Annotated in this window: 15 protein-coding genes; 9 read left to right on the top strand and 6 right to left on the bottom strand. The window is 56.6% G+C overall.

Features of this window, described 5'->3' with window-relative positions:
- Positions 1 to 107 precede the first annotated feature (107 nt).
- A complete protein-coding gene (locus tag LL947_RS02980) occupies positions 108 to 713 on the top strand; it encodes an MFS transporter (protein WP_499833903.1) in 606 nt (201 codons plus the stop codon).
- On the opposite strand, the gene LL947_RS02985 is transcribed toward LL947_RS02980, so the two are convergent.
- The 3 genes from LL947_RS02985 to LL947_RS02995 all read right to left on the bottom strand — a co-directional run bounded on the left by LL947_RS02985 (position 710) and on the right by LL947_RS02995 (position 3,012).
- The gene (locus LL947_RS02985; RefSeq protein ID WP_499833904.1) at positions 710 to 1,153 is read right to left on the bottom strand and encodes an Rrf2 family transcriptional regulator; all 444 of its coding nucleotides are present in this window, start codon (positions 1,151 to 1,153) and stop codon (positions 710 to 712) included. The genes LL947_RS02980 and LL947_RS02985 overlap by 4 nt on opposite strands.
- Positions 1,154 to 1,403: 250 nt before the next feature.
- Positions 1,404 to 1,790, bottom strand: a complete 387-nt coding sequence (locus LL947_RS02990; RefSeq protein WP_499833905.1) for a SirB2 family protein — start codon at positions 1,788 to 1,790, stop codon at positions 1,404 to 1,406.
- A 28-nt stretch (positions 1,791 to 1,818) separates the two neighbouring features.
- Positions 1,819 to 3,012 carry an NnrS family protein gene (locus LL947_RS02995; protein WP_499833906.1) on the bottom strand — a complete coding sequence of 398 codons (1,194 nt, stop codon included), beginning with the start codon at positions 3,010 to 3,012 and terminating at the stop codon, positions 1,819 to 1,821.
- A 255-nt stretch (positions 3,013 to 3,267) separates the two neighbouring features.
- Here LL947_RS02995 and LL947_RS03000 point away from each other — a divergent pair, with 255 nt between their 5' ends.
- The 7 genes from LL947_RS03000 to LL947_RS03030 all read left to right on the top strand — a co-directional run bounded on the left by LL947_RS03000 (position 3,268) and on the right by LL947_RS03030 (position 11,743).
- Complete coding sequence (locus LL947_RS03000) at positions 3,268 to 7,038, top strand: nitrate reductase subunit alpha (protein ID WP_499833907.1); 3,771 nt, start codon at positions 3,268 to 3,270, stop codon at positions 7,036 to 7,038.
- A complete protein-coding gene (gene narH / locus LL947_RS03005; protein ID WP_499833908.1) occupies positions 7,035 to 8,597 on the top strand; it encodes a nitrate reductase subunit beta in 1,563 nt (520 codons plus the stop codon). The genes LL947_RS03000 and narH overlap by 4 nt, the downstream gene beginning before the upstream one ends.
- On the top strand, positions 8,590 to 9,384 hold the full coding sequence (gene narJ / locus LL947_RS03010) for a nitrate reductase molybdenum cofactor assembly chaperone (protein WP_499833909.1): 795 nt from the start codon (positions 8,590 to 8,592) through the stop codon (positions 9,382 to 9,384). The genes narH and narJ overlap by 8 nt, the downstream gene beginning before the upstream one ends.
- Before the next feature lie 12 nt (positions 9,385 to 9,396).
- On the top strand, positions 9,397 to 10,080 hold the full coding sequence (gene narI, locus LL947_RS03015; protein WP_499833910.1) for a respiratory nitrate reductase subunit gamma: 684 nt from the start codon (positions 9,397 to 9,399) through the stop codon (positions 10,078 to 10,080).
- Between the two features lie 28 nt (positions 10,081 to 10,108).
- Positions 10,109 to 10,918: a peptidylprolyl isomerase gene (locus LL947_RS03020; RefSeq protein WP_499833911.1), complete on the top strand. Its 810-nt coding sequence runs from the start codon at positions 10,109 to 10,111 to the stop codon at positions 10,916 to 10,918.
- Positions 10,919 to 10,994: 76 nt separating this feature from the next.
- A complete protein-coding gene (locus LL947_RS03025) occupies positions 10,995 to 11,399 on the top strand; it encodes a ribonucleotide reductase subunit alpha (RefSeq protein WP_499833912.1) in 405 nt (134 codons plus the stop codon).
- 11 nt (positions 11,400 to 11,410) lie between these two features.
- Positions 11,411 to 11,743, top strand: a complete 333-nt coding sequence (locus tag LL947_RS03030; protein ID WP_499833913.1) for a carboxymuconolactone decarboxylase family protein — start codon at positions 11,411 to 11,413, stop codon at positions 11,741 to 11,743.
- A 50-nt stretch (positions 11,744 to 11,793) separates the two neighbouring features.
- Here LL947_RS03030 and LL947_RS03035 read toward each other — a convergent pair whose 3' ends face one another.
- Positions 11,794 to 12,534 carry a glutamine amidotransferase gene (locus tag LL947_RS03035; RefSeq protein WP_499833914.1) on the bottom strand — a complete coding sequence of 247 codons (741 nt, stop codon included), beginning with the start codon at positions 12,532 to 12,534 and terminating at the stop codon, positions 11,794 to 11,796.
- A gap of 76 nt (positions 12,535 to 12,610) precedes the next feature.
- On the opposite strand from LL947_RS03035, the gene tpx reads away from it, so the two are divergent.
- Positions 12,611 to 13,111, top strand: coding sequence for a thiol peroxidase (gene tpx, locus LL947_RS03040; protein WP_499834365.1), 501 nt, complete (start codon positions 12,611 to 12,613; stop codon positions 13,109 to 13,111).
- Here tpx and LL947_RS03045 read toward each other — a convergent pair.
- Both LL947_RS03045 and LL947_RS03050 read right to left on the bottom strand, forming a co-directional pair.
- Positions 13,108 to 13,782 (bottom strand): gamma-glutamyl-gamma-aminobutyrate hydrolase family protein, encoded by a 675-nt coding sequence (locus LL947_RS03045; RefSeq protein WP_290821594.1) that lies wholly within the window; start codon positions 13,780 to 13,782, stop codon positions 13,108 to 13,110. The two genes, tpx and LL947_RS03045, sit on opposite strands and share 4 nt — an antisense overlap.
- Positions 13,783 to 13,841: 59 nt before the next feature.
- Positions 13,842 to 14,852: an amidoligase family protein gene (locus tag LL947_RS03050; RefSeq protein ID WP_499833915.1), complete on the bottom strand. Its 1,011-nt coding sequence runs from the start codon at positions 14,850 to 14,852 to the stop codon at positions 13,842 to 13,844.
- Positions 14,853 to 14,948: the final 96 nt, after the last annotated feature.

A 14,948-nucleotide genomic window follows, 5' to 3' on the forward strand; every position in this document is an offset into this window, starting at 1 on the left:
AATTTTGTGGGTAATCAATCCAGGTTTACTTACCTCCTTTCCCCTTTTGACCCGCATCAACAGGCTTCAGACAATAGGTAATGATATTTCAACCCAATGAGGCGGCCATGCCGGCAATGCCGTTACGTCCTGAATGCTGTGGCGCAGACAATAAGCGTTATCATGCGCTGGTGAGTCTGGTGTTGGTGCCACTTGGCTGCGCCGCAGTGATTGCTGGCTGGGTGCTTTTTGGAATGTTAGCGCTAGAAGCAACAAGAGACGCTGTCTCGACGGGTGTGTTTTGGCTTTTGGTTCTGTTGCCGCTGGTCTCGGGCGGGTTAGTGGTGTTACCGATATATTGGCTGAGTCTGCATTTAAATGCCTATCGTGTAATGTTGAGCCTGCTATTGCTGCAAGGTGGCATGCTTGCGTGGTTGGGAATAGCGCAGCAGCACTGGGAGTTTCTGTTGATAGGTGCTGGGCTCGGGCTGACCGGAGGCATTATCAGTGCAGGTGTTGCCCATATTCGCGCCTGGGCGCCACAGTGCTGGTCGGGCGTTGTCATTGGTATTCACGGCGCCATACTGGCAGGGGGAAGCTTCTCCTGGTGGCTGGTGCCCATCGTTACCATGGCCTATAGCTGGCGGATTGCTGCCTGGAGCCTGCTACTTCCCGTGACTATTGTGTGGCTGCTGCTCTGGTTATTTGTTGAACCTGAGGCCGAGCGGTTCTAGGGTGCAGTTGTCGGAATGTTTAACAACAGAGCCAACCGTGATGTGCGATTTTCCATCAGATCTGCCAGGGTGTAGCGGTCGAGCACTGATAGAAAGGCATCCAGCGCTTCATGAAGGATAGGTTTTAAACGACAGGCTGGGGTAATCACACAGGCGTTGTCTTTCCGAAAACATTCGACCAGAGACATTTCCTCGGTATCCCGAACCAGGCAACCCACCGAGATGTTGCTAGGCGGACATGCCAGAGTCAATCCTCCGTTTTTACCGCGTGTAGCAACGATATAACCTTTCTGGCTGAGTGACTGAACAATTTTCATCACGTGGTTACGTGAGATGGAGAATGTTTCTGATACCTCGTTAATCGTGGCACGCTCGCCGTTCTTCGCGGCGAGAAAAATCAGTACGCGGATGGAATAGTCAGTAAAGCGAGTCAGTTGCATGTAGTACCAGAAGCCATAAAAGTCTCACTCTACGATACTTTAGCGCCAAGAAGTAGAGGTTTATCCAATTGCGAGGTTTGTTCCTTCTGGTTTTAACCTGAAAAGGTTGGCGGTCTCAATGACCAAGTGCAACAGCTTACCTGATAGGTTAGGTGTTGCACTTGGTCATTGAGACCGCCCACCCATAGGCTAAAGAACACCAGGCCAGTTGTTTCATGTTCATAGCTATCTCCCTTCCGTACGTTGCTGATTATCCCAGCCAGGAAAGCGGCGAGCGCTGTATGGCCGCCCCCAGGATATAAACAAATACCCCCACTGCCGCGATGGCAAAGCCCGCTCGTATCATCGGGGTACGGCCGCGTTTGATCGCCACGGTGCCGAGTAGGATATAGATCACCAGCACCACTATTTTGGCGCTCAGCCAACCGGGCAGAGGCCAGAAGTTGAGAGTGACCGCCAGCAGCACACCCAGGGTCAACAGGGCGGTATCAATGATATGCGGGATGACTCTCACCCAGGGAGCCTTAAGGATAGGCATTTCGCGCACCGACCAGACAGCACGCAGAATAAAGAACGCCAGGCTCAGATAAGCAGCGGTCATATGCCCGTGTTTGATCAGCAGATAATGGTCTGCCATGGCGTCATCCTGTTTGAAGTTGAAGTGATTATCCTTGCTTGCCATCCGGTCGCGCGGTTAGCAGGGGTAAGCTGTAGTGAATGACAAATACCAGATAGCTGGCGCACCAGATGATAATCACCAGGCCATACACCCAATGGCTGGTGTGAGGAAACATCACCAGCCAGAGTGAACGCAGCGCCGCCGCCAGCAAAAGCCCCGCCAGAGCCAGCCCGATGCCCGGCAAGGTGCGAATCACTCGCCCGGTATGGCCAAGAGAGACTCTGGCCATCATGGCGAGCATCATGGTGCCCATACTGCCAATCGCCAGGGCATGCAGGGCGGTTTCCACGCGCTGCCCCGCCACCAGCTGCCATGCCCAGAGCACAAGCCCGATGGCGATAAACCCATAGCTGAGATGTAATCCCCATAACAGCGGCTCCTGCAAGCTGTGGATACCCTGCCAGTGTGTCAGCCGCCAGCCGTTGGCGACGCCCGCCACCAACATCAATACCGCCATTAGGATGTCGGCACGCCATTCGCTCAAAGTCAAAAATAACTGTAGCGCGACTACCAGAGTCATGCTGATCAGGCTGAACCTTTCAACAGTAATCACTTTTGGCGGGGCGGTCAGGCCGAGCTTGCGGGAAGTAAAGAATGGAATCACTCGCCCCCCCATCACAACCATCAACAGCGTGATTAACAAGACCGTCAGATGACTGGCATCTCGAATCAGCACACCATTCCCATTGATAACACCAAGGTGCATTGCTGCGTTGGCAGCTGTCAGCAGCAGTAAAATGGCCACAAATAGCAAGTTGCGCCATAGCCTGGCAACAATAACCAGTTTGGCCATAACAATAGCCACCAGAGGCAGAAAGGCCAGGTCAATCAGCGCAATGGCAAGCAGAGGAAGAGGCCCGGGGTAGGCCAGCAAGACTCGCCCACCTAGCCAGACCACTACCAGCCCGAAGAGAGGCCAGCCGGACAGGCTCGGGCGCCCCGTCCAGTTCTGCACTGCTGTCAACAGAAAGCCGCCAATGACGGCACTACCAAAGCCGAACAGCATCTCATGCTGATGCCACCACAGCATGCCGCCGTAGGGCGTGATCCACAGGTTTCCGTGCCAGAACGCCAGCCAGGCCAGCATGGCGAGGATGCTGTAGAGGGCGCCCAGCAGGAAAAACGGCCGAAAGGCCAGCCGCAGCAGTGGAAGGCGTTCAGCAAGGTGAAAGGTGTTCATGATTATACCTGAGTGTTTTGGTCTGATACTTGAGAGTCTAGCGGCCAGTAACAGACCCAACCTGATCTGGATCAAATCAGAAGCCTTTGTTGTGCGTCTATCTCCAGATAGTAGGACTGGCTATCCCCTTAGAGGTAGAGGGGGGTTATATGGAGGTAACCTGGCAGAAATTGCCCGCGATATCACCCAGAATTGGTTTCCAAGGTACCTGTATATCAGGTAATTGCTTACATCAAATAAGCCTGGAGATCGACCATGAGTCATTTCATTGATCGGCTGAATTTTTTCCGCAAAGCGCGCGAGCCCTTTGCCAACGACCACGGCGAAGTGCGCCAGGAAGATCGTCAGTGGGAAGACAGCTATCGTCGCCGCTGGCAGCATGACAAGGTGGTGCGTTCGACCCACGGGGTCAACTGCACCGGCTCATGCAGCTGGAAAATCTACGTCAAGAATGGCCTGGTCACCTGGGAAACTCAGCAGACTGATTACCCGCGTACCCGCCCTGACCTGCCTAATCATGAGCCGCGTGGCTGCCCACGGGGAGCCAGCTATTCCTGGTACCTGTATAGCGCCAACCGTCTCAAGCACCCGCTGGTGCGCGCCACCCTGATCAAGCTGTGGCGTGAAGCGCTGGCACTAAAAAAAGACCCGGTGGACGCCTGGGAGTACATTGTTTCCGACCCAGAAAAAACCAAGCAGTACAAGCGTGCTCGCGGTATGGGCGGCTTTGTGCGTGCCGACTGGGATGAGCTCAACGAGCTGATTGCTGCTTCCAACGTCTACACTGCCAAGCAGTTTGGGCCCGATCGTATCATCGGTTTCTCGCCGATTCCTGCCATGTCGATGGTTAGCTATGCCGCTGGTAGCCGCTATCTCTCCTTGATTGGCGGCGTGTGCATGAGCTTCTACGACTGGTACTGCGATCTGCCACCGGCCAGCCCCCAGACCTGGGGTGAGCAGACCGACGTGCCGGAATCCGCCGATTGGTACAACTCCGGTTATATCATTGCCTGGGGCTCCAACGTGCCGCAAACGCGCACGCCGGATGCCCACTTCTTCACCGAAGTGCGCTACAAGGGCACCAAGACAGTCTCCATCACGCCGGATTACGCCGAAGTCTCCAAGCTGACCGATGAATGGCTCTCCGCCAAGCAGGGCACTGATGCCGCCCTGGCCATGGCCATGGGGCACGTGATTCTCAAGGAATTCCACCTTGAAAACCCCAGTGCCTACTTTACTGACTATGTGCGTCAGTACACCGATATGCCGTTTCTGGTGGAACTGGAAACCCGCGAAGACGGCACTCTGGTGCCGGGCCGTCAGCTACGCGCGGCGGACTTTACCGACAACATGGGTCAGGACAATAACCCAGAATGGAAAACCGTTGTCTGGGATGAAAATCGCGACCAGCTGGTGGTGCCACGGGGCTCAATTGGTTTCCGCTGGAATGAAGAAGAAATCAACCAGGGTAAATGGAACCTGGAACCGCTGGATGCCGACGGCGCAGAGATCAAGCCGCTGTTGACCCTGGCTAAGGCCCATGACGTAGTGGCTCGGGTGGCCTTCCCCTACTTTGGCGGCATCGAGCACGATCACTTTGCCCACGTGGAAGGCGCAAGCGGCGACCGTCTTTATCATTGCCTGCCTGCCAAAAAGATGCAGAAGGCAGACGGCAGCCAGATTCTGGCAGTCACCGTCTTTGATCTGATGTGTGCCAATTATGGGATTGACCGTGGCTTTGGTAAGGACGGTGAAGACGACGGCGCTACCTCATACGACCAGGTCAAGCCGTATACCCCGGCCTGGCAGGAAAAGATCACTGGCGTACCTGCCCAGCAGGCCGCGCGTATTGGTCGTGAATTCGCTGACAATGCCCACAAGACCCAAGGCCGCAGTATGATCATTGTCGGTGCCGGTATGAACCACTGGTACCACATGGACATGAACTACCGTGGTCTGATCAACATGCTGGTGATGTGCGGTTGTATCGGTCAGAGCGGGGGCGGCTGGGCCCACTATGTTGGCCAGGAAAAGCTACGCCCGCAGACCGGCTGGCTGCCGCTGGCCTTTGGCCTGGACTGGACGCGCCCACCGCGTCACATGAACTCGACCTCTTTCTTCTACAACCACTCTTCCCAGTGGCGCTACGAAAAGCTGGAAATCAAGGAAATTCTCTCCCCTTTGGCGGATACCTCACGCCACACCGGCAGCCTGATTGATTATAACGTGCGCGCCGAACGCATGGGCTGGTTGCCTTCAGCGCCCCAGCTGGGTACCAATCCGCTGCGAATCGCCGAAGCAGCCAAGGCGACCGGCATGAGCACCAAGGAATACGCCGTTGAGCAGCTTAAAAAAGGTGAGCTGGCGTTTGCGGCCGAAGATCCGGATAACCCCCAGAACTTCCCGCGTAACATGTTTATCTGGCGCTCGAACCTGCTGGGCAGCTCCGGAAAGGGGCATGAGTATATGCTCAAGTATTTACTGGGCACCCGCCACGGTATTCAGGGCAAGGATCTGGGCGATTTCGGCGGCCAGAAGCCGGAAGAGGTGAAGTGGCTTGATGAGGCGCCAGAAGGCAAGCTCGACCTGCTGGTGACCCTGGACTTCCGTATGTCCACCACCTGCATGTTCTCGGATGTCGTGCTGCCAACCGCTACTTGGTACGAGAAGAACGACCTTAATACCTCGGATATGCATCCCTTTATCCACCCGCTGACCGCGGCCACCGATCCAGCCTGGGAATCACGCAGTGACTGGGATATTTACAAGGGCATTGCCAAGGCGTTCTCCAAGGTTTGTGTTGGCCATCTGGGTGAAGAGACTGATCTGGTTACACTGCCGATGCAGCATGACTCCCCTGGCGAGCTGGCTCAGGTGGACGTCAAGGACTGGAAAAAAGGCGAGTGCGAGCCAATTCCCGGCAAGACCATGCCAGCCCTGCTGGAAGTGCAGCGCAATTACCCGGAAACCTATGAGCGTTTCACTTCGCTTGGCCCGGCGCTGGAAAAGCTCGGCAACGGCGGCAAGGGCATCAACTGGAACACGGATGCTGAAGTCGAGCTTCTCGGCAAGCTGAACCATCGTAAGCTGGAAGGCTCTTCGAAAGGACGCCCGAGTATCGAAACTGCCATTGATGCAGCAGAAACCGTGCTGACCCTGGCTCCCGAGACCAACGGCCAGGTGGCCGTCAAGGCCTGGGAAGCACTGTCGAAAATCACCGGCCGCGAGCATGCTCACCTTGCGCACCCCAAGGAAGACGAGAAAATCCGCTTTCGGGATATCGTCGCCCAGCCGCGCAAGATTATTTCCAGCCCCACCTGGTCTGGCCTGGAAGATGAGCATGTATCCTACAACGCCGGTTACACCAACGTGCATGAGCTGATTCCATGGCGCACGGTGAGCGGCCGTCAGCAGTTCTATCAGGATCACGCCTGGATGCGCGACTTCGGCGAAAGCCTGCTCGTCTACCGCCCGCCGATCAATACCAAGGCGGCAGAGAACTTCCAGTTGCCAGCGGATAACGGCTACAAGAGCAAGGCGCTGAACTTCCTCACGCCGCACCAGAAATGGGGGATTCACTCGACCTACTCCGACAACCTGATGATGCTCACCCTCAACCGGGGCGGCCCTGTGGTATGGCTCTCGGAAGACGATGCAGCGGAGATCGGCATAGAAGACAACGACTGGCTTGAAGTCTACAACGCCAACGGCTCGATTGCCGCCCGCGCCGTGGTCAGCCAACGCATCAAGGTGGGCATGGTGATGATGTACCACGCCCAGGAGCGCATTGTGAATGTGCCCGGTTCGGAAATTACCGGCACCCGTGGCGGCATCCACAACTCGGTCACCCGTGTCTGTCCCAAGCCGACCCATATGATCGGCGGCTACGCGCAGCTCTCTTACAGCTTCAATTACTACGGCACCGTGGGCTCCAACCGTGACGAGTTCGTGCTGGTGCGCAAGATGAAGCACATCGACTGGCTCGATGGTGAAGGTAACGATTACGTCCAGGAGGCCGTGAAATGAAGATTCGCTCACAAGTAGGCATGGTCCTCAACCTCGACAAGTGCATCGGCTGTCACACCTGCTCGGTGACCTGCAAGAACGTCTGGACCAGCCGTGAAGGCGTCGAATACGCCTGGTTCAACAACGTCGAGACCAAGCCCGGCATCGGTTATCCCAAGGAGTGGGAAAATCAGAAAAAATGGAAGGGCGGCTGGATGCGCAAGTCCGATGGCAAGATCGAACCGCGTATCGGCGGGAAGTGGCGAGTGCTGGCGAATATCTTTGCCAACCCCGACCTTCCTGAGGTGGACGATTATTACGAGCCCTTCACCTTTGATTACGAGCATTTGCATAGCGCCAAGCAGGGCGTGCATATGCCCACCGCGCGGCCGCGTTCGCTGATCTCCGGCGAGCGCATGGAAAAGATCGAATGGGGCCCCAACTGGGAAGAAATTCTGGGAACCGAGTTTGCCAAGCGGCGTAAGGATATGAACTTTGAGAAGGTGCAGGCCGATATCTATGGCCAGTTTGAAAACACCTTCATGATGTACCTGCCTCGCCTGTGCGAGCACTGTCTTAACCCAACCTGTGTGGCCAGTTGCCCGAGTGGTGCCATCTACAAGCGCGAAGAAGACGGCATCGTCCTGATCGACCAGGACAAGTGCCGGGGCTGGCGGATGTGTATCTCCGGCTGCCCCTACAAGAAGATCTACTACAACTGGAAAAGCGGTAAATCCGAGAAGTGTATTTTCTGCTATCCGCGTATCGAATCCGGCCAGCCGACCATCTGCTCGGAAACCTGCGTGGGGCGTATCCGTTACCTGGGGGTCCTGCTGTACGACGCTGACCGCATTGAAGAAGTGGCCAGCTCTCCCAGCGAGCAGGATCTCTACCATCGTCAGTGTGAGATTTTCCTCGACCCGCATGATCCTGAAGTAATCGCCCAGGCGAAAAAAGACGGTATTGCCGATAACGTCATTCAGGCGGCACAGGAATCACCGGTCTACAAGCTGGCAATGGACTGGGGCCTTGCGTTGCCGCTGCACCCGGAATACCGCACTCTGCCGATGGTCTGGTACGTGCCGCCGTTGTCACCAATCCAGTCAGCGGCAGAAGCAGGCAACGTCGAGTTTGATGGGGTAATGCCGAATATTGAATCTCTGCGTATTCCGGTGAAGTACCTCGCCAACATGCTCACCGCCGGTGAAGAAGCCCCTGTGGTACTGGCGCTCAAGCGGTTGATGGCGATGCGCCTCTATATGCGCGGCAAGCACGTGGAAGGGCAGACCAATGACGAGGTCCTGGAGGAGGTAGGCCTCAGCGAAGCTCAGGTTGAAGACATGTACCGCTACCTGGCGATTGCCAATTACGAAGACCGTTTTGTGATTCCCACTAGCCACCGGGAAATGGCCACCGATGCCTTCCCCGAACGTGGCGGCTGTGGCTTCACCTTTGGCGATGGCTGTCATGGCGAAAGCTCGCCCAGCCTGTTCAATGGTCGCGAAACGACCGCCACCATGGTCAAGCCGGTGGAAACCTTCGACCCGCATGCACAGAGCGAGGAGGCCCGTCATGGGTAATACCGCCCCGGCAGCCGAACATTGGCTGCCCGAAGCACATAAAGAAATGCTCAGCCTGCGCGTTCTGGCGCGCCTGCTGGATTACCCCAGCGAAGAGTTGCAGCAGGCTGCCAGCGAGTTGGTGGCGCTTATTGATGCGGAAAAGCGCTGGCAGCCGGCATTACGTGCCAAATTGAGCGCCTGGTGTCAGCGCATTTCCGAGGCAGAACTGCTTGACCTGCAGGCTGAGTACGTAGCGCTGTTCGACAAGGGGCGGTCAGTCTCGCTGTTGCTGTTCGAGCACGTTCACGGGGAGTCACGCGATCGTGGCCAGGCCATGGTCGACCTTATGAATGAATATAACGTTGCGGGCTTTGAGCTGGATGCCCGGGAACTGCCGGACTATCTGCCGCTGTTTCTGGAGTACCTGTCCACTCGGCCAGAAGCGGAAATTGCCCGCTGGCTGGGCGAAATCCGCCACATCCTGGCGCTGCTGACCGCTCGCCTGGAAGAGCGCGACGCCGAGCACGCCCTGGTGACCTATGCGCTGCTGGCACTGATTGGCGCTGAAGCGGATATCGATGACCACCGTGACGAGGTTAAGGCAGAAGTACCTGACGATACCCCCGAAGCACTGGATGCTGTCTGGGAAGAGGAGGCAGTGCGTTTTTCTGCCGAATCGGATCAGGATTGTGCCCTGCAATCGGCGGAAGGGCGGCGGCTTGCCGAACGCAAGAACGCCGTTCCCAGTGACCCCATTACCATCATGCCCAGCCCACACAATGCCGGGCAAGGCTTAGATCGCTAAAGGAGAACTGTCATGTTTAGCGAATACCTGCAGCATTTACTCTATGGCTACTATCCTTACCTGGCGGGCACGGTGTTTTTGTTGGGCAGCCTGATCCGCTTTGATCACGGCCAGTACACCTGGAAAACCGGCTCCAGCCAGATGCTGTCGTCGAAGAACATGCGCCTGGCCAGTAACCTGTTCCATATCGGTATCATAACGATTTTCTTTGGTCATCTGGTCGGTATGCTGACACCGCACTGGGTCTACGCACCCTTCCTGCATGCGGGCACCAAGCAGATCATTGCCATCGTGGTAGGCGGGGCCGCGGGGCTTGCCTGTCTGGCGGGTGGGCTCATGCTGCTCTACCGTCGTCTGTTCAACCCCAAGGTACGCGCTTCTTCGCACATTATGGATACTGTCATTCTGGCGTTGATTGTCTCCCAGGCTGCTCTGGGGATGGTAACCATCTTCTTCTCGTTGGGCCACCTGGATGGTGAGATGATGCTGACACTTTCCAGCTGGGCACAGTCGATCATCTTCTTCAGTGGCGGTGCGGCTGACTACATGGCCGAAGTCTCCTGGATCTACAAGGTGCATATCTTCTCAGGCATTACCATCATCATGCTGTTCCCGTTCACTCGCCTGGTACATGTCTGGAGCGTCCCTTTTGGTTACGTTACCCGCCGTTATCAGCTGGTTCGTAAACGGGCTTGAGAACAGCGCTTGAGAGAGGAAAGCCAAGATGCAAATGATTGATATTGAACAGCTACCGGGGGCCACCGCGCCCCCACCGGTGAAGGTAGGTGGGCGAGAAATTCTCGAAAGCGAAATCGCCCACGAAATGCAGTATCATCCGGCCGACAGTGCTGGCAGTGCCCAGCTCAAGGCAGCGCGGGCGCTGGTAGTGCGTGAACTACTTAGCCAGCGTGCCGAGCGGCTAGGGCTTCTGACATGCGACGCGGATGAAGACAGCGCCGTGGCCGAATTGTTGGAGCGTGAACTGGCGGTACCGCAGCCTTCGGAGCAGGATTGTGAACGATTTCACGCCACCCACCCGGAACGTTTCAGCACACCCACCCGAGTCAATGTCCGGCATATTTTGCTGGCCGCCGCTCCGGATGATGCGGAAACCCGCGACAAGCAGTACCACCAGGGCGTCAGCCTGCTGGAAACCCTTGCCCAGCATCCTGAGCGCTTCACTGAATTTGCCCAGCGCCATTCGGTGTGCCCATCAGGTGAGCAGGGCGGCGAGCTAGGCTGGCTTGCCCCGGGGCAAACCGTGGAGGAGCTTGATCGTGCCCTGCATCACCTGCCCCTGGGGCTCCATGAAAAGCCCTTGGCATCCCGCTACGGTTGGCACCTGGTAATCATTGACGGGCGTGAAGAAGGCAAGCGTCTGCCGTATCAGGACGTGGCTGACAAGGTTCGCCTTAGCCTCCACGAACAGGCCACCCGACGCGGCCTACGCCATTACCTGCTGGCGCTTGAAGCGGAGATTGGCGTTGAAGGGGTTGCACTGGATGATGACAGCGGCGGCGCCCTGATGCAGTAGAAACACGTCTGGTTGCCTGAATCAACTGGCAGCCACGACCTATCAAACGCCACTTTTAAAAACTGACGAGGCCGCTATGCTGACAACCCTGGATGACCTGATTCACGAAGCTCGCCGGCAACCGGTGCCGCAGTGTTTACTGTTTGTTTTGACCCGTGCAGAACTACCAGACCTGCCCACCGATAAACAACGCCAGAACGTGGCCCAGGGCGAAGGCGGTGTTTTGATGCCGGTGCTGTGTGTGGATAAATGTCCCACTGAAATCGACCACATGAGCGATCTGGTAGAAGAGTCGCGTTTGACAGGGGTGGATTGGGACATTGCGCTGGTAGCTGCCATGGATCATCCTGGCAATGATGATGTGATCGAAACCCGCCTGTCTCACCTGGTGAAAGCGGTACAGAGCGGAGACATTACACGTATGGTGGCGTTTGATCGTAACGGCGATGCCATGCAGCTTGAAAAGACAGGCGTTTATTGAGGAGTAACAGGATGAAAAAACAGGACTTGCCTTCCGGCGCGGGTGATGTGGCTGAGCAGTATCCTGAAATTTGGGAAGCCTATGCTTCCCTTGGCAAGGCATGTGCCAATGCAGGGCCGCTTGATGAAGGTAAGCGTCGCCTGATCAAATTATCATTGGCTATAGGCACGGGGTCAGAAGGGGCCGTGCATTCACATACCCGGCGTGCCCTGGCAGAAGGCGTGACGCCTGAAGCGCTTAAACAAGTAGCCATGCTGGCCATTCCCACTGTCGGCTTTCCTGCAGCCGTGGCGGCCCTGACCTGGATCACGGATATTACAGACCCTGACGGCTCTACCCGCTGAGAAAAAGGTGACGACACCAAGAGCAACATTTCCCTCTCAGGCGGCTTATTCTAGGCATCGATAAAGTCGAGAAAGCGCGTCAACAGTCCAGTGGCCTCCGGGGTTTCCTGCACTGAGCGATGCAGCGCTTCGGTATCCATGCTTTGCTGCTGCAGCGCCTCGGTCTGATGTTCCAGATAAGCATGCATGACCGCCTGGGTGAACTCAGGATGAAACTGCACGCTCCACTGGCGTGGCCCGAAGCGCAGTGCCTGGTGGGCATCATGGGCGTTAGCCGCCAATACGGTGGCGCAATCCGGCTTTTCAAGCACTGTCTGGGCATGAGTGAGATGCGCAGGAAACCTCATGGGGAGCTGACGGAACAGGGGGTCGGTTTTGCCTTCTGCGGTGAGCTGGACGTCATGGGTGCCTGATTCGCGCCCATCAGGATGGTAATCGCTCAAACCGCCAAAGGCAGAGGCCATCAGCTGATGGCCATAACAGACGCCGAGTATCGGAACGTTGGCGCTTAGTGCTTGCTGTAGCCAGGGTTTCAGGCGTTCGCTCCAGGGCTCGGCGTCACTGACCATGCTGTGAGAGCCGGTAATCACGATACCTGCAAGGGTAGCGGGGGCGGGCAGGGAAGGCTCTCGGGGGGCATTGAGTATCGCCAGCCGCATACCTGAAGGCAGGGCGGTTGCCAGCTGATTTTCAAACAGCGTCTCGAAATCGCCATGAGCAGCGATGACGTCGGCAAAGGCATCGCCGGTTTTGACAATCACCAGTGTGTTGACAGCGGGAGGTACGGGCATGGATATTCCTGTATGTCACTTTGCATAAAAATCAACTATTCAGGCCTGCAGCCTGTCCCAACACAGAGAGTCAATGATGCCATATGTAACGCGCGCCGGTGAGCCCATGGAAGTGAAGGGCGAAGTGCCCAGTACTGGACAAAAAGCGCCCTCTTTCACCTTGACGAATACAGACCTCAAAGATGTAACCCTCGAAAATTTTGCGGGCCAGCGTAAGGTGCTCAATATCATCCCCAGTGTGGATACCCCCACCTGCGCGGTATCCACACGTCGTTTTAATGAGCTGGCCTCCGGCTTGGCAGATACCGTGGTGCTGGTGGTATCGGCTGACCTGCCCTTTGCCGCCAAGCGTTTCTGTGGCGCTGAAGGCCTGGATGACGTTAAGACGCTCTCAACCTTTCGTCATCCCGGATTCCGGGAAACCTGGGGCGTTGCCTTTCATGGCAATGTGATGGAAGGGCTATGTGCGCGTGCCGTCGTGGTGCTGGATGTGGATAACACGGTCCTGCATAGTGAGCTGGTGGCTGAAGTGAAACAGGAGCCTGATTATGACGCGGCCCTGGCTGCGCTGGATTAACCGGTTGAGCGGCGTCTGGCGGCTTCCACCAGAGCACTGATCAGGCGTTGTTGAGGACGGTTGAAAATCAACCATTCAGGGTGCCACTGTACGCCTATCAGAAAATCATGCGCCTCGGATTCAATTCCCTGCACCAGCCCATCGCGGTCACGGGCAACGATGCTGACGCCGGTGCCTGCCTTGTTAACCGCCTGATGATGCAGGCTGTTGACGCGACACCAGGTGACGCCCAGCAGACGGTGTAGCTGGCTATCGCCGACGATATCCACTGTCTTGCGGGGTAGCACGGTCCGCCTGCGTTTCAGCCCCTCGTGAGTGGTATGGATGTCCGGATCCAGGGTGCCGCCAAGGTGGACATTGATCAACTGAGCACCCCGGCAGATGCCGAGTACCGGCGTGTGCTGGGGAATAAAACGCTCGAGTAGCGCCAGTTCCAGTTCATCACGCTCGGGATCAACCCGCACATCCAGCTGTACTTCAGCATCATAGAGATGCGCCTGGATATCATCGCCGCCGCCGATAATCAGGCCATCCAGCTGCGTTGGCCTGGGGCGTTTGGGGGAGAGTCTTAAAGGGCGGCCACCATGGCGCCATACGGCAAACCAGTCAAAGCACCAGGCCAGTCGGCTTTTTTGATCAGACGTCGTAATTCCTATCAAAGGGCGTGGCATCAAGCAAGGCATCCTGTCAGCGAAGCGAAAAGTGTGAGCGCTCTGGGAAGGCGGCTAGCCTAGCGGCGTTTTTGCCACCAGTGTTGCACCTTGTCAGCCCAGCGTTGATAAAAAGGCCGCTGTTGATCGCTGATGTAAGCGGCACAGCGCTGACTGAGGGCGTCGCGGTCAGCTGCCAGCTTTTCAACCTCCACCCAGCGGTTCCACTCACTGACTGATCCCCAACCCGGTTCAGACAGCTGGGCGTTAGGCAGACGGTAATGGAAGGTCGGGCGTGGCTTGGTCAGCTTGCTATGCAGCAGTTCGTGGGGATGGTCCGGGCGTAAGTGGGCAAACAGTGGCAGCATGTCCAGTTCACGGTTACGCGTTGGATTATAGTGCAGGTAGTCATCAATCAGGTTATCCAGATCAGGCCGATAGTCAGCAGCCAGTATCTTCAAGGCATATTCCTTGGGAAAAGGGTTGGCATGGGGGAGCACCTCACGGGTTATGTCGACCTTGATCTCTTCTCTCAACCAGGCCGCCAGCAGCAGGTAGGCGCGGAGAATGGACAGCAGGTAACCGGGGTCCTTGCTGGCGACTTCCGGGTTTAGGTGCAAGCCGAACCCATAGAGCAGGCTGGCATCAGTGCCTTTGGCCCCGTGCTCTCGCAGGCCATCGAAAAGTTGGTCAAGTGTGTCCAGTTCATCCCAGGGAACTGGCGGGCAGACAATTTCCGTGGGCACTAATCCGGTGACGACATCACCGATCAGCTCACGGGTTTTCTGGTGAAACTCTATCCGGAACTGGCGCTGCTGCCTTGCCCACTCGGAATCCAGTGATTCATGCTCGTTCAGGACGGCGTCATCAGGATGGGCATATTGGGTATCCAGCTCTATACCGAATTCGCCCCAGCGCGTTTCGCCAACATGCAGGCGGTGTGGGCTATCAACCTGTATAGTGCCACCGAAAAGCTCGCGTACAAGGTTGGCAGTCTCGCGGGGTGGCAATCCGGCGAATTCAACTTCAACGCCCACGCTGCGTGTTTTATGGTCGCTATTGGCGCCCATCGGTGGTGCCGTAACTGTCATCTCTGGTTCCTGTGAGCTGCACAAATCATGACTTCAGCCTATCATAGACCTCAATAAAGCAAGACATGCTTTTGAGCGCCTACGCGCTTGTGATTA

It is taken from the genome of Halomonas sp. BLK-85, from assembly GCF_044792155.1.
In the GTDB taxonomy this organism is placed as follows: domain Bacteria; phylum Pseudomonadota; class Gammaproteobacteria; order Pseudomonadales; family Halomonadaceae; genus Vreelandella.